General features: G+C 67.5%; 20 protein-coding genes and 4 tRNA genes. 10 read left to right on the forward strand and 14 right to left on the reverse strand.

The window, feature by feature from the left end:
• The first annotated feature begins 12 nt into the window (after positions 1-12).
• Entirely contained in the window at positions 13-789 is a 777-nt protein-coding gene (gene pstB, locus AWB89_RS18330; RefSeq protein ID WP_066915933.1) for a phosphate ABC transporter ATP-binding protein PstB, read from the forward strand.
• On the opposite strand, the gene phoU is transcribed toward pstB, so the two are convergent.
• From phoU to AWB89_RS18355, 5 genes are all read right to left on the reverse strand, one after another.
• Positions 786-1,454: a phosphate signaling complex protein PhoU gene (gene phoU / locus AWB89_RS18335; RefSeq protein WP_085175571.1), complete on the reverse strand. Its 669-nt coding sequence runs from the start codon at positions 1,452-1,454 to the stop codon at positions 786-788. The genes pstB and phoU overlap by 4 nt on opposite strands.
• Positions 1,455-1,512: 58 nt before the next feature.
• Positions 1,513-3,573 (reverse strand): LCP family protein, encoded by a 2,061-nt coding sequence (locus tag AWB89_RS18340; protein WP_085175574.1) that lies wholly within the window; start codon positions 3,571-3,573, stop codon positions 1,513-1,515.
• A 165-nt stretch (positions 3,574-3,738) separates the two neighbouring features.
• Complete coding sequence (dusB, locus tag AWB89_RS18345) at positions 3,739-4,872, reverse strand: tRNA dihydrouridine synthase DusB (RefSeq protein WP_085175576.1); 1,134 nt, start codon at positions 4,870-4,872, stop codon at positions 3,739-3,741.
• A gap of 18 nt (positions 4,873-4,890) precedes the next feature.
• A complete protein-coding gene (locus AWB89_RS18350; protein WP_085175578.1) occupies positions 4,891-5,907 on the reverse strand; it encodes an acyl-ACP desaturase in 1,017 nt (338 codons plus the stop codon).
• Positions 5,908-6,075: 168 nt separating this feature from the next.
• Complete coding sequence (locus AWB89_RS18355) at positions 6,076-6,690, reverse strand: TetR/AcrR family transcriptional regulator (RefSeq protein ID WP_142282565.1); 615 nt, start codon at positions 6,688-6,690, stop codon at positions 6,076-6,078.
• Between the two features lie 66 nt (positions 6,691-6,756).
• On the opposite strand from AWB89_RS18355, the gene AWB89_RS18360 reads away from it, so the two are divergent.
• Positions 6,757-7,767, forward strand: coding sequence for an oxygenase MpaB family protein (locus AWB89_RS18360; RefSeq protein ID WP_085175580.1), 1,011 nt, complete (start codon positions 6,757-6,759; stop codon positions 7,765-7,767).
• A 56-nt stretch (positions 7,768-7,823) separates the two neighbouring features.
• On the opposite strand, the gene AWB89_RS18365 is transcribed toward AWB89_RS18360, so the two are convergent.
• Both AWB89_RS18365 and AWB89_RS18370 read right to left on the reverse strand, forming a co-directional pair.
• A complete protein-coding gene (locus AWB89_RS18365) occupies positions 7,824-8,234 on the reverse strand; it encodes an ArsR/SmtB family transcription factor (RefSeq protein WP_085095540.1) in 411 nt (136 codons plus the stop codon).
• 48 nt (positions 8,235-8,282) lie between these two features.
• Entirely contained in the window at positions 8,283-8,783 is a 501-nt protein-coding gene (locus AWB89_RS18370; protein ID WP_085175582.1) for a nucleoside deaminase, read from the reverse strand.
• An 88-nt stretch (positions 8,784-8,871) separates the two neighbouring features.
• Here AWB89_RS18370 and AWB89_RS18375 point away from each other — a divergent pair, with 88 nt between their 5' ends.
• Entirely contained in the window at positions 8,872-9,780 is a 909-nt protein-coding gene (locus tag AWB89_RS18375) for a class I SAM-dependent methyltransferase (RefSeq protein WP_085095536.1), read from the forward strand.
• Here the strand turns inward: AWB89_RS18375 and AWB89_RS18380 are convergent.
• Positions 9,770-10,567 carry a TIGR04255 family protein gene (locus AWB89_RS18380; protein WP_158089831.1) on the reverse strand — a complete coding sequence of 266 codons (798 nt, stop codon included), beginning with the start codon at positions 10,565-10,567 and terminating at the stop codon, positions 9,770-9,772. The two genes, AWB89_RS18375 and AWB89_RS18380, sit on opposite strands and share 11 nt — an antisense overlap.
• 152 nt (positions 10,568-10,719) lie before the next feature.
• A tRNA-Lys gene (locus AWB89_RS18385) sits at positions 10,720-10,792 on the reverse strand.
• A 135-nt stretch (positions 10,793-10,927) separates the two neighbouring features.
• Here AWB89_RS18385 and AWB89_RS18390 point away from each other — a divergent pair.
• The 3 genes from AWB89_RS18390 to AWB89_RS18400 all read left to right on the forward strand — a co-directional run bounded on the left by AWB89_RS18390 (position 10,928) and on the right by AWB89_RS18400 (position 11,208).
• A tRNA-Glu gene (locus AWB89_RS18390) sits at positions 10,928-11,000 on the forward strand.
• Positions 11,001-11,031: 31 nt separating this feature from the next.
• Positions 11,032-11,108 (forward strand) — tRNA-Asp (locus tag AWB89_RS18395).
• 26 nt (positions 11,109-11,134) lie between these two features.
• Positions 11,135-11,208, forward strand: a tRNA-Phe gene (locus AWB89_RS18400).
• Between the two features lie 13 nt (positions 11,209-11,221).
• Here the strand turns inward: AWB89_RS18400 and AWB89_RS18405 are convergent.
• Genes AWB89_RS18405 through AWB89_RS18415 form a run of 3 tightly spaced genes read right to left on the reverse strand, consistent with a single transcriptional unit; the run spans position 11,222 to position 15,181 of the window.
• Positions 11,222-12,916 carry a PE-PPE domain-containing protein gene (locus AWB89_RS18405; protein ID WP_085175584.1) on the reverse strand — a complete coding sequence of 565 codons (1,695 nt, stop codon included), beginning with the start codon at positions 12,914-12,916 and terminating at the stop codon, positions 11,222-11,224.
• Positions 12,917-12,969: 53 nt separating this feature from the next.
• Entirely contained in the window at positions 12,970-13,422 is a 453-nt protein-coding gene (locus AWB89_RS18410) for a tautomerase family protein (RefSeq protein ID WP_085175586.1), read from the reverse strand.
• A gap of 46 nt (positions 13,423-13,468) precedes the next feature.
• Positions 13,469-15,181: a CocE/NonD family hydrolase gene (locus AWB89_RS18415; protein ID WP_085175588.1), complete on the reverse strand. Its 1,713-nt coding sequence runs from the start codon at positions 15,179-15,181 to the stop codon at positions 13,469-13,471.
• A 62-nt stretch (positions 15,182-15,243) separates the two neighbouring features.
• Here AWB89_RS18415 and AWB89_RS18420 point away from each other — a divergent pair, with 62 nt between their 5' ends.
• The 4 genes from AWB89_RS18420 to AWB89_RS18435 all read left to right on the forward strand — a co-directional run bounded on the left by AWB89_RS18420 (position 15,244) and on the right by AWB89_RS18435 (position 18,223).
• Entirely contained in the window at positions 15,244-15,855 is a 612-nt protein-coding gene (locus AWB89_RS18420) for a TetR/AcrR family transcriptional regulator (protein ID WP_174627850.1), read from the forward strand.
• 30 nt (positions 15,856-15,885) lie between these two features.
• On the forward strand, positions 15,886-16,572 hold the full coding sequence (locus AWB89_RS18425; RefSeq protein WP_085175669.1) for a M15 family metallopeptidase: 687 nt from the start codon (positions 15,886-15,888) through the stop codon (positions 16,570-16,572).
• Between the two features lie 128 nt (positions 16,573-16,700).
• Positions 16,701-17,579, forward strand: coding sequence for an alpha/beta fold hydrolase (locus tag AWB89_RS18430; RefSeq protein WP_085175590.1), 879 nt, complete (start codon positions 16,701-16,703; stop codon positions 17,577-17,579).
• 275 nt (positions 17,580-17,854) lie between these two features.
• On the forward strand, positions 17,855-18,223 hold the full coding sequence (locus AWB89_RS18435) for a hypothetical protein (RefSeq protein ID WP_142282566.1): 369 nt from the start codon (positions 17,855-17,857) through the stop codon (positions 18,221-18,223).
• Positions 18,224-18,276: 53 nt separating this feature from the next.
• On the opposite strand, the gene AWB89_RS18440 is transcribed toward AWB89_RS18435, so the two are convergent.
• The gene (locus AWB89_RS18440) at positions 18,277-18,810 is read right to left on the reverse strand and encodes a hypothetical protein (protein ID WP_085175594.1); all 534 of its coding nucleotides are present in this window, start codon (positions 18,808-18,810) and stop codon (positions 18,277-18,279) included.
• Complete coding sequence (locus tag AWB89_RS18445) at positions 18,776-19,198, reverse strand: cupin domain-containing protein (RefSeq protein WP_158089832.1); 423 nt, start codon at positions 19,196-19,198, stop codon at positions 18,776-18,778. Before AWB89_RS18445 ends, AWB89_RS18440 begins: the two co-directional genes overlap by 35 nt.
• Positions 19,199-19,348 lie beyond the last annotated feature (150 nt).

A 19,348-nucleotide genomic window follows, 5' to 3' on the forward strand; every position in this document is an offset into this window, starting at 1 on the left:
GCAGGAGCAGTAGTGGCCAAGCGGTTGGACCTCAAAGCCGTCAACATCTATTACGGGTCGTTCAAGGCGGTCGCGGATGTGACGTTGTCGGTGCTGCCCCGCAGCGTGACCGCGTTCATCGGTCCATCGGGCTGCGGCAAGACCACCGTGCTGCGCACGCTGAACCGGATGCACGAGGTCATTCCGGGCGCCCGGGTCGAGGGCAGCGTGCTCCTCGACGACCAGGACATCTACGGCGCCGGCATCGACCCGGTCGGGGTGCGCCGCGCCATCGGGATGGTCTTCCAGCGGCCGAACCCGTTCCCCGCCATGTCAATTCGCGACAACGTCGTCGCCGGCTTGAAGCTGCAGGGGGTGCGCAATCGCAAGCTGCTCGACGAGACGGCCGAATACTCGCTGCGCGGCGCCAACCTGTGGGACGAGGTCAAGGATCGGCTGGACAAGCCGGGCGGCGGCCTGTCGGGCGGCCAGCAGCAGCGCCTGTGCATCGCGCGGGCCATCGCGGTGCAACCCGACGTGTTGCTGATGGACGAGCCCTGCTCCGCCCTGGACCCCATTTCGACGATGGCCATCGAGGAACTGATCAGTGAGCTGAAGCAGGACTACACGATCGTCATCGTCACCCACAACATGCAGCAGGCCGCCCGCGTCAGTGACCTGACGGCGTTTTTCAACCTGGAGGCCGTCGGAAAGCCCGGCCGGCTGGTCGAAATCGACGACACCGAAAAGATTTTCTCCAACCCGACCCAGAAGGCGACCGAAGACTACATCTCCGGCCGCTTCGGCTAGCTCGTCAGGGGTTTCGCGTCGTCCTCGGGCAGCCTGCCCGTCGCCTGGAAAATGACGCGCCGCGCCACCTCCACCGCGTGGTCGGCGAAGCGCTCGTAGAAGCGGCCCAGCAACGTCACGTCGACGGCCGCCGCCACGCCGTGCTTCCATTCGCGGTCCATCAAGACCGAGAACAAGTGGCGGTGTAGGTCGTCCATCGCGTCGTCTTCTTCGCGGATCCGCGCGGCCTTTTCCGGGTCGCGGGACAACACCACCTCTTGGGCGCTGTTGCCCAGTTCGACTGCGACCCTGCCCATTTCGGCAAAATACCCGTTGACTTCTTCGGGCAGCGCGTGCTGCGGGTGGCGGCGACGGGCGATCTTGGCGACGTGCAGGGCCAGCGCCCCCATGCGGTCGATGTCCGCCACCATCTGGATGGCGCTGACGATGGACCGGAGGTCACCGGCGACCGGCGCCTGAAGGGCCAGCAATACGAAGGCGCTTTCCTCGGCTTGCGCGCTGAGCGCCGCGATCTTTTCGTGGTCGGAAATCACTTGTTCGGCCAGCACCAGATCGGCCTGGAGCAGGGCTTGGGTGGCCCGCTCCATGGCGATCCCCGCCAGCCCGCACATGTCACCGAGGCGCCCGGATAACTCCGAAAGCTGCTCGTGGTAGGCGGTCCGCATGCCGCCAAGCCTACGTTCTCGACACAGGAAATGGGCGGTGCCGTACCGCCAAAATTCTTTACTCGCAGCTGGTGTCGGCCGCGTTGGTCACCGTCAGGTCGTCGGGCAGCTGGGCCGGCGCGTTGCCGGACCCGCGTTCGATTTGCATGCTGACCGACGAGCCGGTGGGCGCGGGCGTCGCAACCGTGTTGAAGTCCGGGCCCAGCACCACCTGAATGACCTGCCCGTAGCCCGAGACCCGCTGGACCTTCGCGTTGGCGAACGACGAAGCCACCGTGGCGGCGGCCTGCTCGTTGCCGGGCGAGAACAACACCGTCGTCGTGTTCACCGAACTCGGGTAGTCGTCGGGCGTCATCACGTTGAAGCCGTTGTTCTTCAGCTGCTTGGTCGCGGTGGCCGCCAGCCCGCTCTGGGCGGTCGCGTTGGAAACCCGCACCGTGACGTCCTGCGGCGACGTGGTCGTCACCTGCTGGTGCTGAGCCTCGGGGGTCGCGGTGGGGGTCGGCGTCTTCTTGGTGGTGGGCGCCTTGGTGGCTCCCGACGTCGGCGAACTGCCGCCCAACGGCTTGGCGTTCTGGTCGTTTTCCTCGGGCAGCGGATCGTCGTTGATGATGGCGTCGAAGAGCGCCCGCATGTCGGCCATCCGCGGCGGCTCATCGCCGTTCTGGTCCGTGACGCCGGTCGGCACGGTGACGAACGTCATGTGCCCGGCCGCCATGCCCTGCAACGACTGTCCCAGCTGCACCAGGTCTTTGGTCTTGACGTTGTCGACGGAGGTGAGGCTGATGAACATGTTCACCACGTTGTTGAGCTTGTTGAGGTCGAGCAGCGTGTCCTCGGAAATCAGCGACCGCAACAGCGACGACAAGAACAACTGCTGGCGTTTGATGCGGCCGTAGTCACCGTTGGTCTCGGTCGTCACCTGCCGGGCCCGCACATAGTTCAGCGCGGTCGGGCCGTCGAGGACTTGGCGTCCCGCGTGGTCGAGGACCGTGCCGAGTTCGTAGTCGTGCAGCGGCGTGCGGCTGCACACTTCGACGCCGCCGAGGGCGTCGACCATCTTGGCGAACCCGGCGAAGTCGACGGCGATGAAACGGTTGATGTTCAGGCCGGACAGCTTCTGGATCTCCTTGACCAGACACTTGGGGCCGCCGAACGCGTAAGCCGAGTTCAGCTTGGTCTCGGTGTAGACCATCTTGGGGCCCCAGGTCCCCTTCTTCTCGTCGTAGATGGGCCCGTACTTGCCGGTGTTGGGGTTGTAGGCCTCGCACTGGATCGGGGTGATCGCCAGGTCGCGCGGGAACGAGACCGCGACCACCCGCTTACGGTTCGCCGGGATGTTGACCAGCATGACGGTGTCGGACCGCGCGCCATCGGCGTCGTCGGTGGTGCCGGCGCCCATGTCGGCGTTTTCCCCGGATCGCGAGTCGATCCCGACGATCAAGAAGTCCTCGTCGCCGTACTGGCCGCCGGGGTCCCGGATGTCGCTCGAGTTCGGATCGAGCGCGCTGATGATGTTGAGGCGGTTGTTCTTCGACGCGCTCCATTGCCACGCGCCACCGGTCAGCGCCAGCGCCACCACGGCGGAGAAGGCCGCCGCCGAGCGCGCGGCGAGCAGTATCGGCCGCCGGCGGGACTTCGGCTTCGCCTCGCGGCCCTCGGGCGCCTCGTCCGCCTCGGAGGCGGCCGCCGGTCCGTCGAGCTCGTCGTCGTTGGGGTAATTGGCGGCCTCGAGGTCGGGTAGCTCGGCGGCCGGGTCGAGCGAATACGCCGGGGTCTCGATCACCTGCGTGTCCTGCAGCTCCACGGGCAGACCCGGCTCGGCCTCATAAGGGTCAGGTTCGGGGTCGGGGGCCGCGCGACGGTGGCTGGGCCGAGCGGCGTTCGGGGCCCCGACCTTGGCGATCAGATCGGCGACCGTGAGGCCGCCGTCGGCGTGGCAGCCGGCCTTATCCTCCGGCTCGTCGGCCGCGGGCTCGGTCAGGTCGGGCTCGGCCTGCCATCGGTGAATGCCGTGATCGGCGGGCGGCACGGCGAACCGTTCCCACGGGGCGGAGCCCAGCCTTGGTTGCGGGGTGCGCCGATGGTCAAGAGTGGCGTCAGTGCCGCCATCACTCATGTCCTATCGGCCTCCGAAGCTCTCGTGCGACGGTAAGGGAGCCCGTGCGCAAATCCCTGCGCGCTCCTGCAGCGGCACCAGACCGACCCCCACGGAAGCGCAATGCGGCAAGGTCCACATCGTACTGAGTTCTGGGTCGCGATGCGATTTCGAGCGTGTTAACGCTCAGCCGCCCGAGTGCATCACGTCCGCCCCGGCCGGCACCGTGCAGTCGTCCGGGTCGCTCAGCCAGCCTTCGGGCAGCGCCACGCGCGCCGGCGAGCCCTGTCGCCCGCGCGGGCCGGCCGCGGCCTCCGGGAACGGCACCGCGCCGTCCAACCGGCCGAGCAGCGTGTCGAGTTCGTCCAGCGTCATGACCATGGCCAGCGCCCGGCGCAATTCCGATCCGGCCGGGAAGCCGTGCAGGTACCAGGCGATGTGCTTGCGAATGTCGCGCATGCCCTTGTTCTCGCCGAAATGCGCGGCCAGCAGCCGGCCGTGCCGGCGCACGATGTCGGCGACCTCGCCCAGCGTGGGCGGGGCGGGCGCCGGCTTGCCGGTGAACGCGGCCGACAGCTCGGCGAACAGCCATGGCCTGCCCAGGCAGCCACGGCCGATGACCACGCCGTCGCATCCGGTGGTGGCCATCATCGCCAGCGCGTCGCTGGCGTCGTAGATGTCGCCGTTGCCCAGCACCGGGATGGCCCGGACCTGCTGCTTGAGCTGGGCGATCTGTTCCCAGTCGGCGGTGCCGGAGTAGCGCTGCGCCGCCGTGCGGGCGTGCAGCGCGACCGCCGCGGCCCCCTCGGCCTCCGCGATGCGGCCGGCGTCGAGGTGCGTGTGATGGTCGTCGTCGATGCCGATGCGGAACTTGACGGTCACCGGTATCCGGGTGCCCTCGGTGGCCCGCACGGCGGCCGCGACGATCTGGCCGAACAGCCGCCGCTTGAACGGCAGCGCCGCCCCGCCGCCGCGCTTGGTGACCTTGGGCACCGGGCAGCCGAAGTTCATGTCGATGTGATCGGCCAGGTTCTCGTCCGCGATCATCCTGGCGGCCGCGTAGGTGGTCGCCGGGTCGACGGTGTACAGCTGCAGCGAGCGGGGCGACTCCTCCGGCGCGAACGTCGTCATGTGCATGGTGACGGGATGGCGCTCGACGAGCGCACGAGCGGTCACCATCTCGCAGACGTACAGCCCGCTGACGGTTCCGGCCTTCGCCTGTTCGAGCTCACGGCACAGCGTGCGGAAAGCGACGTTGGTCACGCCGGCCATCGGGGCCAGCACCACCGGGCTGGCGAGCGTGATCGGACCGATGCGCACTATTTGTCCCGAGCCGGACTAGCGGCGGCTCATGGCCAGCTTGCCCGCGGTCTTGTGCAGCTCGTAGGCGGTGGTCCTCTTGCCGGTGCGGGCTTCGCGATCCAGTTGGCGCTGCTTGGACACCTCGAACTTGTCGCAGGCCAGCTCGAGCTCCTTGACTTTCAGGGCGAGGTCGTCGCGCAGCTTGGCCGCCTCACCGGTGAAGTCGTCGCGCTCGAAGATGCGCCACTTCTTCAGCACCGGCATGACGACCTCGTCGAGGTGGATGCGCGGGTCGTAGACGCCGCCCATGGCGATGACGACGGCCTTCCGCCGGAACTCGGGCACCTGGAAGCCGGGCATCTGGAAGTGGCTGATGATGAGGTGTAACGCCTGCATCGCCTGGTTGGGGACGAGGTCGAACGCGGCCTCGCTGACATCGCGGTAGAAGATCATGTGCAGGTTCTCGTCGGCCGAGATCTTCGCCATCAGCTGGTCGGCGATGGGGTCGTTGCAGGCCTTGCCGGTGTTGCGGTGCGAAATCCGGGTGGCCAGTTCCTGGAAGCTGACGTACAGCACCGAGTGGCAGAGCGTGTCCGCGAAGTACTCGCCCTGGTGGTTCTGGCCCGGGCTGAAGCCCCGGTTGACAACCTCGAGACGAAGCAGTTCGAGCTCGACGGGGTCGACGGCGCGGGTCACCACCAGGTAGTCGCGCAGCGCGATGCCGTGCCGGTTCTCCTCGGCGGTCCAGCGGTTGACCCATTGCCCCCAGGCGCCGTCCATGCCCATGTTCATGGCGATCTCGCGGTGATATGACGGCAGGTTGTCCTCGGTGACGAGGTTCTGCACCATCGCCACCTGGGCGACGTCGGAAAGCTTGCTCTCCTCCGGATGCCAGTCCCGGCCGCCCAGCGCGTAGTAGTTCTTGCCGTCTGACCAGGGGATGTAGTCGTGCGGGTTCCACGGCTTGTGCACACTCAAATGCCGGTTGAGGTACTTCTCGACCACCGGCTCCAGCTCGTGCAGCAGCTGTAGGTCGGTCAGCTGGGCTGACATAGTCCCCCTCCAGTTATCTGTGTCTACGGGTTGCAGTCAATATATCTGTGCCCGCCGGTAGCATCAAGTTCCTCCAGCCCGCGCGCCGTCGCCGGTTTTGACGCCGAACCGCCCATGCGCACAACCCGGCTTTCTCTTGGCTAGCCCGCGCGGCGCGTAGGAAAACCGCTACTCGGAGTTGGCCTGCTCGGCCGCCGAGACATAGGGGGCCGCCGCGGTGAAGAGCATGTTGACGCAGTAGTCGATGAACTGCTCGCGGCTGGCGCCGAGCTGGCCGTTGAGGTAGGCGGTGAACAGGCTCGTCAGCCCGCCGACCAGGCTCGTCGCGATCATTTTCTGCAGCACCGAATCGCCGATCCGCGACAGCTTGCGCTGCAGCAGGTCGATGAAGTTGGGCATCCACTCCGCGCCCGACTGGGTCAAGATCGGCTCCACCGTGGGCGCCAGCAGCAGCACCCGCCCGCGCACGGGGTCGTCGACCATCAGCTCGACGAATTGTTCGACGGCCTCCCGCGGGGTCTTCGCCGAGGTGAGGGTGTTCATCGCCCGCGTGCAGACATCGTCGTAGACGGCGCGCACGAATTCGTCACGGTCGGAAAAGCTTTCGTAGAAGTAGCGCTCCGTGAGCGCTGCCTTGCGGCACACCGCGCGCACGGTCAACGCGGGACCCCGATCGCTGCCGAGCAGCTGCACGCCGGCGGTGATGAGATTGTCCCGACGGAGGGCGAGCCGGCTCTCCAGGGGGACACCGGTCCAGCGGCCCCGTCGTTGACCGGTCGGCACATCGCTCCTAAGCTTAAAGTGACAACGTATGTAGTCAGTTTTGCCAATACTTACAGGAATCCAATAGTGACCCAACATACTTCCGCACCCCGCCCGCTGACCAGCGGCTCCGACGGCGTCGCCGGCGGCTGCCCGGTGTCACCGCTCGGCTACGAGGCGCCGCCGATGCCGCTCGGTCCGGATTCACTGACCTGGCGGTACTTCGGTGACTGGCGGGGCATGCTGCAGGGTCCGTGGGCGGGCTCCATGCAAAACATGCACCCGCAGCTGGGCGCGGCGGTCATCGACCACTCGACGTTCTTCCGGGAGCGCTGGCCGCGGCTGCTGCGCTCGTTGTATCCGATCGGGGGCGTCGTCTTCGACGGCGACCGCGCGCCGGTGACCGGCGCCGAGGTGCGCGACTACCACACCGACATCAAGGGCGTCGATGAACAGGGCCGGCGCTACCACGCACTGAATCCCGACGTGTTCTACTGGGCCCACGCCACCTTCTTTGTGGGCACGATCCATGTGGCCGAACGGTTTTGCGGCGGACTGACCGAGGCGCAGCGGCGCCAGCTCTTCGACGAGCACGTCGAGTGGTATCGCATGTACGGCATGAGCATGCGACCGGTGCCGGCGTCCTGGGAGGACTTCAAGGTCTACTGGGACCACATGTGTCGCAACGTCTTAGAGGACAACTGGGCCGCCCGTGCGGTCCTCGACCTGACCGCACTGCCCAAACCCCCTTTCGCCCAATGGCTTCCGGATCCGTTGTGGGCCGCGCAGCGCAAACTGCTGGCCCCGTTCTTCGTATGGCTCACCGTCGGCCTCTACGACCCGCCGGTGCGCGAGCTGATGGGCTATCGGTGGTCGCGCCGCGACGAATGGCTGCACCGGCGTTTCGGCGACCTCGTCCGCGTCGTGTTCGCCTGCGTGCCAAGGCGATACCGTAAGCACCCGCGGGCGCGGGCCGGCTGGGATCGCGTGACCGGCCGGATCCCGGCGGACGCCCCGCTGGTGCAGACGCCGGCGCGCAACCTGCCGCCGCTGGACGAGCGGGACAACCCGAAGCACTACTGCCCGCGGGTCTCCTAGGCGGCGTCTCTCGTCATGTGACCGCCCGACGTGAAGATTGTTGTGGCCGTTGGTGATCAGGCCGTGCCCCGGCGCGGCCGGGGGCGCCGGGTCGTCGACGATCCGGCGACGGCCTTCAGGTCGCTCTCGCTCCGGTGATGGCGGGGAACCCCGGGGCCGGCGTGCTCGGCGTTGCAGACCGCATCGATGACGAGCTGCCGGACGTGGTCGTTTTCCAGGCTGTAGAAGATGCTGGTCCCGTCCCGGCGCGTGCGCACCAGCCGCGCCATGCGCAGCTTGGCCAGGTGTTGGGAGACCGACGGCGCGGGCTTGCCCACGTGTTCGGCGAGTTCGTTGACCGACATCTCGCGATGCGTCAACGACCAGAGCACTTGCACGCGGGTGGCGTCGGCGAGCATCCGGAACACCTCGACGACCAGACCGGCCTGGTCGTCGGGCAGGCGGTCTTCGCTATTACCTGCATGCATACGCAAACACTAGCCCCGCGGGGCAACGCCGCGGGGCAACGCCGCGGGTCAGCCCGGCGGGACGACCGTCGACCTGCGCCGGCCGCCGTTGCGTTCGTTCCACAACCGGTACACGTCGACCGCGGCGTCGTCAGGTTGGTAGCGCATCGGGAGGCGGCGCTGGTCCCAAGGCTTGGCGAATTCGTCGTAAAACGTGGAGACCTCGAAGTATTTGCGGTCATCGAGGTAGTACTGCTCGTAGGACTCGCGGGTGATCAGGAAGACGACTTCCGCGGGCGAGCAGTAGTACAGCGAGCCCAGGCACATCGGACACGGGTGGGCCAGCACATAGATGGTGCAATCGACCAGGTGCTCGGTGCCCAGCTTCGTGCACGCCTCACGGATGGCCAGTATTTCCGCATGCGCGGTCGGATCGTTCGTCTGGGCCACCCGATTGGCGCTCTCGGCGAGGATTTCGCCGTCTTTGACGATCACCGTCGCGAAGGGGCGACCGCCTTCCGCGACGTTTCGGCGGGCCAACTCGATGGTGCGCTGGGCGAAGTCGGTCACAGGTCGGAGGGTAGTCCCGCAGGGCGGCCGCCGGCGCTGTGGTATTAACTAGGCTATCTATATTTTTCGGCTGGGATGGGGAAACCACATGGCACGCACCGACCGCGACCGTTGGGATCTGGCGACGAGCGTCGGAGCGACGGCGACGATGGTCGCCGCGCAGCGGGCGCTGTCCAGCGACGAGAAGCTGATCGAGGACCCATATGCGGCGCCGCTGGTGCGCGCGGTCGGCATCGACGTCTACGTCCGGTTGGTCAACGGCCAGATCCCCGTTGACGAGGAAACCGAGTTCGATCCGCAGCGGATGGCGCGCGGCATGGCTTGCCGCACCAGGTTTTACGACCAATTCTTCCTTGATGCGGCCAAGGGCGGCATAGGCCAGGTGGTGATCCTCGCCTCGGGCCTCGACGCGCGCGCCTACCGCCTGCCCTGGCCGGCGGGCACCGTCGTCTACGAGGTCGACATGCCGGAAGTGATCGAGTTCAAGACGTCGACGCTGCGCGATCTCGGCGCCGAGCCGACCGCCGAGCGGCGCACCGTCGCCATCGACCTGCGCGACGACTGGGCCGCGGCGCTGCAGCAGACGGGCTTCGATCCGCAGGCGCCCGCGGCGTGGAGCGCCGAGGGCCTGTTGGTCTACCTACCCGACGAAGCCCAGGACGCGCTGTTCGACAACATCACCGCGCTGAGCGCGCCGGGCAGCCGCCTCGCCTTCGAATTCGTGCCCGACACAGCCGTTTTCGGCGACGAGCGCTGGCGCGCACACCATGACCGGATGAGCGAACTCGGATTCGAGGTCGACCTGAACGACCTCGTGTACCACGGCCAGCGCAGCCACATCATCGACCACCTCGGCCAGCGCGGCTGGCGGACGTCATCGCAAACCGTCCGGGAGTTACACGCGGCGAACGGCTTCGTCTATCCCGACGACGACGTCGCCCAGGCCTTCGCCGACGTGACCTACACCAGCGCCGTGTTGACCGGTCCTAGCGACTGAGCAGGTCGTCCTTCAGGCGGTTGGTGAGCATCTCCTGAAACACGGTGCGGGCCGGGTCGTAGAGGTCCTGGAAGGTCGTCAGCACCGTGCTCCGGTCGTATTCGGGGATTGACCCGAGCGGGGTCCAGAAGCTGTCGATGTCCAGCAGGAAGAACGGTCCCTGTGCGGCCGGCATCGTGCGGCGCAGGTGGTAGCTGGCGTCCAGCGCCTGGCCCACGCCCGGCCCGTAACGCACGATCATCGACTTCCCGGGGTTGGCCTCGCGGTAGACCGCGGCGCCCTGCCATTCGGTCAGGGTCAGCCCGGCGGGGGCGATGCGTTGCGGTCCGAGCAGCGGCTCGGCGATCCAGTTGGCCCACTCGATGCGGCCGTCCACGCCCTGGGGCACGCGGATCTCGAGGACGTAGCGCAGGCCGAGGCGCTCCACCCCGACGATCGGCGAGAACTGCGAGCGGGCGTCGATGACCCGCATCACCAGGTCGACCAGTTCCTCGAAGTTGGTGTAGGCCGTGGTCTCGATGACGACGGCCTGGGTCTTCATCGACGCGGCGAGAGTGTTGTCGCGGTTGACGTAGCGGACGAACCGCTCGGCCGCCGGCTGCGGCTGCCCGCCGGGGCCCATCGCCCAGGCAACGTCCTGCGCCTGGCGTTCGATGGGCAGCAGGTCCGCGAGCAGACGTCTGAGCTCGCCGCTCGAGGACTCGGTGAGGGAATCCGTTGCTGGATGACGGATTTCCATGGTTACCAGGGCTACTGGTGCATTGGGGTAGGCCGCGTCGACGCTCACGATTCGAAGCATAAGCCAAGTCGTCCGGCGGCCGAACGACGGCCATACCCCGCGTCGGCCGGTCCGCGGGGCGGGTGTCGTGCGACAAAGAGGTGGCAGACGCGGCCGGGGGGCGTGCCGGCGGCATAGGCCGAGGTAATAACCGTTTTCAGTGCCCCCACTAGGACTCGAACCTAGGACCTGCGGATTAAAAGTCCGTAGCTCTACCAACTGAGCTATAGGGGCGCGAACGTTCAGAATACTGGGTTCGGAACACCGCCCGAACGGCGCTCGTTTGAGGATTGGGCCTGCGGTGACCTAAGCTGACGTGGCTCCCAACGGTAACTGCGTTGCGAGTGCCCCCGGAGTGATTCGGTTCTGGCCCCCATCGTCTAGTGGCCTAGGACGCCGCCCTTTCACGGCGGTAGCACGGGTTCGAATCCCGTTGGGGGTACGCGCGACGCAATGACGCGGAGCGAGAGCAAGGCCCTGTGGCGCAGTTGGTTAGCGCGCCGCCCTGTCACGGCGGAGGTCGCGGGTTCGAGTCCCGTCAGGGTCGCCAGCACGGCGAGGCAGCCACTGCCTTCCGGCCAGGTAGCTCAGTCGGTACGAGCGTCCGCCTGAAAAGCGGAAGGTCGGCGGTTCGATCCCGCCCCTGGCCACTGCGAGAACGATCTAGAAGCTGCCGTACGGCGTGCCGGTCAGGATCGAATAACCCGCCTCTCCCAGGACCGCAACTTCCAAACCGCCCAGCATCGGGAGCAAGCCGACGTCGGCGGCGAGCGGGTACCCGAACGCGTTGACGAGCCCGGCCAGGGGCTGGCCGTTGACCATCTGGGTCACCCCGTTCAGGAACAGGTTGAGGTCGTACGACGGCAACGAGACGAGGGCGGCCGTCGTGATGTCCGCCGTCGGAAGCAGCGTCGAATAGGCCGTCGAGAACGACGTCGTCGCACCGCCGACGATCCCGGTGTTCGCCGCCTCCAGTCCCGAAATCAGGTCGGTGATCGAGGGCGGCCCCGACGGCAGCGCCGGCGTGCCGGGACCGGACGTCAGTGACCCAAGGGCCTGCGATATGCCCTGCAGCGACGGCAGCTGCGGGGGCCCCTCGGCGGCAAAGTCGCCGATCGCGGCGCCGATTCCCTGGTGGATGCCGCTGACCAGGGCGGGTCCCAGGGCGGTCGTGTCGCTCAGCGGCGGCAAGAACCCGAACGGGGTCGTCACATTCGCCGGGCCGGTAGACCAGCCGAAGTTTGGATCTCCGTAGCCCCAATTGACGAGGGGCGTCAAAACCGGTTGCACCAGATCCGCGAGCGGGTTGCCCACGTAGGGGATAAGGCGCACCGGATCCAACAACGGCAGGTTCGGGTTGGGAATCATGTAGAAGGTGGTCTCGGTGGGGCCCTGTGTCGGCAGCACGATCGCCGAATTGATCTGGGTGGGTGTCAGGGTGTCGTAGCTCGTGTGCACAGTGACCATGCCGGCCAGGGCATTCAGGTCGGAGAAGATATCGATCGGGTATCGCGGAAAGTCGGCCCAGCCGTCGTATTCCAGGGTGTAAACCTTGGTCACGAAGTCGTTGGTCGGCATTGGGCCGATGGTCGAAAAGCCCAGCGTCGGCAGGTTCAGGCCCGGGAAGCGCGCGTCCCAGCCCCCGTTGGGATTCATCGAATTGCCAAGCAGCACAAAGTTTATCGGTAGATTGCTGGGGGTGCCGCCAGGGTCCAGCAACTTCATTTCCAGCGCGGCGATGTTGGCGCCCTGCGAATAGCCCAGAACGTTGACGGTGTTTCCGGCGTCGAGTTGCTGCTGGATCGAGTTGTTCAGGGCTATGACGCCCCGCGATATCGAAATGTTCTGCATCAAATCTTTGATGCCGCTGTCCGGATATTCTCCGGCGGGCATCACCAGAGCTTGGACAAGGCCGACGGGGAAATTGGGGGCGACGTATTTGGTGACGACATTGGTCACGAAATCTTGCGGAGGTATCGGCATTCCGCTGCCGCCCAGGACGAAAGTGACGGGCGGATCCGCCGCGTTCTGCAGGGCCGCCGTCGCGGAACCGCCGGTCGCGGCGAGCGTGGCCTGGCTGGCGGCCTCGGTGTTGGCGTAGGCGTTGCCCGCCGCCGCCAGCGCCTGGGCGAACTCACCGTGCAGGGCGGCCGCCCGCTCGACCAGCGCCCGCCACTGTTGGCCGTACGCGCTGAACAGCCGCGCCACCGCGGCGGACACCTCGTCGGCGGCGGCCGCTGCCATGCCGGTCGTTCTGCCCGCCGCGGCCGCCCCGGCCTCGTCGATCATCGAGCCGATTGCCGCCACATCCGCGGCCGTCGTCGCCATCGCCTGCGGTTGCGCCTGCACGTACACCATCGGTCCCTCCCTCGCACGCCAGCATAGGGCGGTCGGACGGGCTGGGTGGGCGTTCAGGCAAGACGTTCGTCGGGCATGTCCTCGGCCACAAGGCCTTTCACCTGCCGGTAGTAGATGACCTGTCCGCCGCCGGCCCAGTTGCCCTCGGGGATCTCGTGGATCAGCGTCCACACGTGAAACGCCTGGGGACCCTGCGGCTCGATCCCCGCCGCGGCGCACACGGCGCCGTGCACGTCGGCGGCGAGCCGCTCCTTGCGATGCCGGTCCAGCGCGCCTTGAAAGACTGTCAGCTCGACCCTGAATCGCGGCGCCCCCGGACCGCGGCCGCCCACCAACAGCTCGCCCGCGTCCACCGGGTGCAGGTACACCCAGGTGTTCTCCCGCAGAAACGGTGTGTCCGGAGCGCGTTCGGCGCGCAGCAGCGCGGTCACCAACTCCTCGGCCAACCGGCCCAGCGCCGCGTCGTCCAGCGAGCCGCGCACGAACGTCAGATCGATCATCGGCATCGCACGATCATCCCGCTTGGCGCACCGCCGGGCCACACCTCGACGGCTACGTCAGCACCGGGATCAGCAACCGCGACGACGAGCGAACCGTGTTCAGGCTGGTGGTCCCCACGCCGGCGTGCCGGAAGTTCATGATCACCGGCGCCGACGGGTCCTGGTCGTCGCTGGTGAGTGTCAGGCGGATGCGGTGGCCGGCCCCGAACCGCCGGGCGTTGGGCACCAAGGGGATTCGGTACACGACGTCCTCGCCCAGCGGCACGCCCCGCGCGTTGCGGCACGGCAACACCGGGGCGCCGGGTCGGCTGGCCGCCTCGTCGACCTCGCGCAGGCTGGCGCGCAACCAGCCGGCCGTCACATCGGTGGCGGTGCCGTCGGACGCCACGTCCTGCAGCATCGCGATCCACCCGGTGTCGATCGCGGTCGCCGAGGCGACCAGTCGCAGTTCGATGTCGCCGACCACGTCGAGGTCCTCGGTAAGCGGCGCGCCGGTCCAGGTCAGGGACGACGGCGGGTCGATCTTGCTGGGTTTGACCCGACCCAGCCCCGGGCCCAGGACCATGAATTCGCGACTTCCCGGCTCGCCCTCGTCCTCACCCAGGGCGCCGTCGGCGCGCAGGGCGAGTTCGCGGTGCGGGGCGTGTGACGGCGGCCAGACGTCGGCGGTGCGCCATTCGTCGGCGCCCGGCAGGAAGTACCGGATCGGTGGTCCCTCGGTGATGCCGGTGTCACGGCCCTTGAGCCAATGGTCGTACCAGGCGAGCGCCTCGGTGTGCATGCTTTCCCAGGGCCACGTCAGCCCGAACTTGCCCAGCATGCCCATCCGCACGCAGGCGTTGTCGGACAACCCTTTCCAGGTGGCGAACGTCGAGGGCAGGTGCAGCGGCACGTTCTCCCAGTCGCAGCCGAGGTACACGGGAATGTCGATTTCCTTGAGCAGCGGCAACAGGTTTCGCTCCTCCCACCACTCGTCGCGGGTCGGATGCTTGACGACCGCCTCCTGCCACAGTTCGTCCCACGGATGCGGGTTGTGGGGCAGCCGGAGGACCTGGCGCAGCATGGTCACCGCGGCCTCGCCGTTGGCGGTCTCGAATTTCTTGTGCACGCGGGGGCTTTTCAGCACGCGGCGGGCCACGCCGACCGGCTTGCTGCGCCAGAGCCGGTCGCCGCGCTCGGCGGTCAGGCCCATCATGACCAGGAACGGCGTCACGAACGACGAACTCAGCAGGCCGTGATGGTTCGCGCCGTCGTACAGGTCCGCGGTCACGGCCAGCGGGAAGATCGCCTTGAGGTGGGGCGGGCGCTCGACGGCCGCCTCGAGCTGGGTCATCGCGAAGTAGCTGATGCCGATCATGCCGACGTTGCCGTCGCACCACGGTTGGGCGGCAACCCACTCGACGAGGTCGTACATGTCGCGGCGCTCCTGGGCGTCGAAGAAGGTGAAGGTTCCGTCCGAGCCGTTCGTGCCGCGCAGGTTGGCGATGACGTGCACGTAGCCGCGCGGCACCCAGAAGTCGGTGACGCCGGCCTCGACGAATCCGGCCGGGGCCCCCAGGTCCTGGACCTGCCGCGGGTAGGGGGAGGCGGCGAGCAGGGCCGGAAAGCGGCCGTCGGCGTCGGGTCGATGGACGTCGGCCAACAGCCTGGTGCCGTCGCGCATCGCGATGGCGGTGTTGATGTCGCTGCGCGTCGCGTATCGCGGCTCGCTCAGGTTGCGGTACTGCCGGCCGGTGGTCTGCGGGCCGTTCAGGGTCGTGATCATAGTTTCACGGTACGTTGAAACTAGTCTCAACGCAAGATGAAATTTCGCGGTATGGTGAGCCGGTGCCGAAGCGATCGATCACGCCGGGTCCGCGCGACGAGCGCGGCGTCCTGGCGGCGCGCATCCTGTCCGCGGCGCGGGACGAATTCGCCGAACACGGCTGGGCCGGCACCGCGATTCGGGCGGTCGCCCGCGCCGCGGACGTCGACCCGGCGCTGATCTACCACTACTTCGGCTCCAAGGAAGGCCTGCTCGACGCCGCCACCACGCCGCCGCCGAGATTTCTCGATTCGGTCGCCAGGACATGGGCCACGCCCAAGGCGGAACTCGGCGAGCGACTGATCCGCAACGTCCTGGAGATCTGGGCGGACGAGGAGGTGGGGCCCGTGCTGCGGGCGGTCGTGCTGACCGCGGCCCATGAGACCAAGACCCGCGAAAAGCTGCGCCTGATCGTGGAGCGGGGGCTGATCGGCGAATCCACGCTGGGCGAAGACGAGGACGAGCGGCTGCGTCGCAGCGGCCTCATCTCCAGCCAGCTGATCGGCTTCGCGTTGTTGCGTTACGTCTGGAAGATCGAGCCGATCGCCTCGATGGCCGACGACGAGGTGGTCGCGGCGATCGGGCCCAACCTGCAGCGCTACGTCGACGGCGACATCGCCCCGAATGGAAGGTGATTCGGGTTGGCGAACGGCGAGAATGGCCAGATGCGCGTGACGCTTCCACTCGTCGTGACAGCCGCATTGGTCCTCGGCGCCCCGGCAGGGCAAGCCGACCCCAACGTGCCGCCGGTCGGCGACGCGGCGCGCGCGGCGGGATTCATCGACGTGCGCACCGTGGTGCCCGACGCGATCATCGACCTGCGCTATGCGACGACGAACAATTTCACCCACACGCAGCTGTACCCGTCCGACGCCCGATGCCTGGTGCATCAGTCGATGGGTCCCGGGCTGGCGGCGGCCGCGACGGCGCTGCGCCCCCAGGGCCACGTGCTGGTGTTCTGGGACTGCTATCGGCCGCACGACGTCCAGGTCAAGTTGTTCAACGCCGTCCCCAACCCCGCGTGGGTGGCCCGCCCCGGCCAGTACGCGCACAGCCACGAGTCCGGGCGTTCGGTGGACGTGACGTTCACCACCGTGCAGGCACAGTGCCCGCCGGAGCGGCAGGTCGACGGGTTGTGCCTGGCCGACATGGGTACCGACTTCGACGACTTCTCCTCGCGCGCAACGGCATACGCCACGCAGGGCGTCAGCGCCGACGCCCAGGCGAACCGCGCGCGGCTGCGGGACGCCATGAAATACGGCGGGCTGGCGCCCTACTCCGGGGAGTGGTGGCACTTCGACGGCCCGGGCGCCGGCGTCGACCGCCCGATCCTCAACGTGCCCGTCGACTAGCTCCAAACCCGGCGCGCGCCGGTCATCTCACACACGACGGATCTGTACAAGCACACACGATGCGATCGGTGCATGCTCGTGGTCGGCAACGGTGCGGATGCAGGACGCGTCGCGAGCGAGGAGGCCGAATGGCAGACGACGCACCAGACGAACTACCGGAGACCCATGTGCGAGAGCGCGTGGTCAGGGTCGACGGCCATGATGTCCACGTTGTCGAAAACGGACCCGACAGCGAACCGGCACTCCTGCTGATGCATGGCTATGCGGGGTCGACGGTGTGGTGGGATCGTCTGGTCCCTCGACTGGCCGAGAACCATCGGGTCATTCGCGTCGACCTCGTTGGGCACGGACAATCGGCCAAGCCCTCCGACGGCTATAGTATTGCGGCGCAGGCGAACACGACCGCCTCGGTTCTGTTGAAGCTGGGTGTGCGCCGGGTCATCGCCGTCGGCCACTCCACCGGCGGTGCGATCGCGACCGCCCTCGCGGACCATCCCTGCGTCGCCGTCATCGCGCTTGCGCTGATCGATACTGGACCGAGCGTCGACGCCTATCTCCGACCAGGCGGCCTCGGCCGGTTGATATCGATGCCGGTTATCGGGCGCATTCTGTGGGCCATGCGAAGCGAGTCCACCATCCGCAAGGGATTGAGTTCGGCGTTCACCCGCGAGGTCGATATCGACCCGCAGATCGTTGCCGATGTCCGAGGCATGAATCATCGGGCGTTCACCACAACGCCCAAAGAGACCATGAAATACCTTGCCCGGCAGACCTTGCCGGACCGCCTTCGCAAGTTGGCGCTGCCGGTGCTGGTGATTTTCGGGGTCGAGGACCGGCGATGGCGAGCCTCGTCGGCCGCGGGTTATGGCGCGGTGCCGAACGTCGCCGTCGAGTTGCTGCCCGGCATCGGACACAGCCCGATCCTTGAAGAACCCGGCCTGACCGCCGATCTGTTGGCAAGCTTTGTCGCGAAGCATTGCGCTGGGGTACACGGTGTCCGGGACTGACACCCGTGTTGAGCAGCATCGCGATGAGGCGTTGCGATTGCTGGCCGCCGCACTCGACCTGGATCCATCCGCACCGAGCACGGAGCAGCGCAATCTGATCGCAGCCGCCCAAGTGCACGCTGCACTTGCCCAGGCCGTCGCGCAGGACCGCACCCGTAGAGCGATCGACGACCGATCCGCAGGCCATGCATCCATTCGCTGAAGCACTCGCGAACCAGAACCTCGAGAGCCTCCTTGCCTGCCTCTCCGCGGACGTCACGTACCACTCTCCGGTGATGAGCGAACCGGTCCGCGGAGCGCTGGTGGCGGACATCCTGGCGATTCTGCTGGATGCCGCCGACGACCTGACGATTCACGCGGAGTTCGGCGACTCCGCCACGAAAGTGCTGATCTGCGAATTCACCGTGCGAGGCGTCCGCGGCGAAGCGGCTTGGGTGCTGCGGCTCGACGAGACGGAAAGGGTCCGCACGCTGACATGGCAGGCGCGACCATTTGCGGTTGCGGTCAGGTTGTCGGAGGCCTTCGGTCATGGGCTTGCACGACGGCGCGGCGGCATCTTTCCGGCGATGGTGTCGGCCGGTCGCCCGCTCGCGCGCCTCGTCGCCGGGATGGTCGATCTCCTCGCGCCGCACCTCGTGCATTAGCAAGCTCCTGCGGCGCGTCCGGCCTCTGTTGGCGAACGGGACGAGATCGGCTGTCAGCGAGGCAAAGACGCGTCCTTGCGGACTTGTGGCGATTTCATCGCACGGTCGGCGGCGACGTAAGTGAGGGCGAGCACGAGAAGTGCGAACTTGGCCAAAGCCGCAACCCGGGCGCGCCGCGCGTGAATCGCGATGTCCGCGCGCCCGAGTACCTTGAGCAACGAAGCTCCCTCGGCCGCATCGGCTGCAACGGCCGCGATCACTGCGGCGGGCAGGACAGCCGGATGGCCGCGACGCCGACGCGCGCGGTCGACGAGCAGCGCGGTGAACGTGCCGTAGGTCGCCATGTATCCGAAATCGAGCCAGAGGGATACGCGTGCGGCACGTTGACCGTCCGGGCCCCAGCGGGTCATGATGCGCTCGGCTCCGGCGGCGCTGCCGGCCAGTTCGAATGGAATGATCCCGGGCCCCCCGGTTGCGTGCATGCGTCGTTCCGGCAACAGCATCAGCGCCGTGTAAACGACGAAGGCGCCGCCCGCCGCTGCGAGCCGATGGTCACCGATGCGAATCGGCCAGCGCTTCAGCTTCATTAGGCTTCTTCTGGTGCTCGGTGTTCGCGCGCGGTGTGATCACCAGCAGGTCGCCGGGCTCTTCGACAGTGAGGCGGTGCCATGTGCCGGCCGGCACCACCCAGCATGTTCCAGTAGGTAGCGTCGTCGCTGCCTCCCCGCCGGCGAGATCTCGCAGATGAACCGCGACCGCGCCGGAGAGCAGAAACAGCACCTCGTCGCCGGCCGGGTGCCGCTCCCAGACATCGGAATGCACCGAGTCGTTGTCCGTGACGTGAAAGGCCGCTACGGTCCACCGGCCCCATTCACCGGACACGCCCCGCGACCGCGACTCGACGGCGCCACCCTCACGCAGCTCGATCCAGCTGGAGAAAATGTCGATCGGCGGGAGCAGAGAACACGGATCCACGACGTCGAGTATGAGGTGATCAGCCCGCGGTCGCTTGGACAGATCCGTCGTGTTGGCGAGCGCGATGCGTCACATGCCGTAGGTGCGGGCGCTGAGCCAACGGGAAACCTTGAGCCGCAAGTGCGCTGGGCCCCTGCCGGCCCTCACGAT

It is taken from the genome of Mycobacterium paraense (genome assembly GCF_002101815.1).
GTDB classification, from domain to species: Bacteria; Actinomycetota; Actinomycetes; order Mycobacteriales; family Mycobacteriaceae; genus Mycobacterium; species Mycobacterium paraense.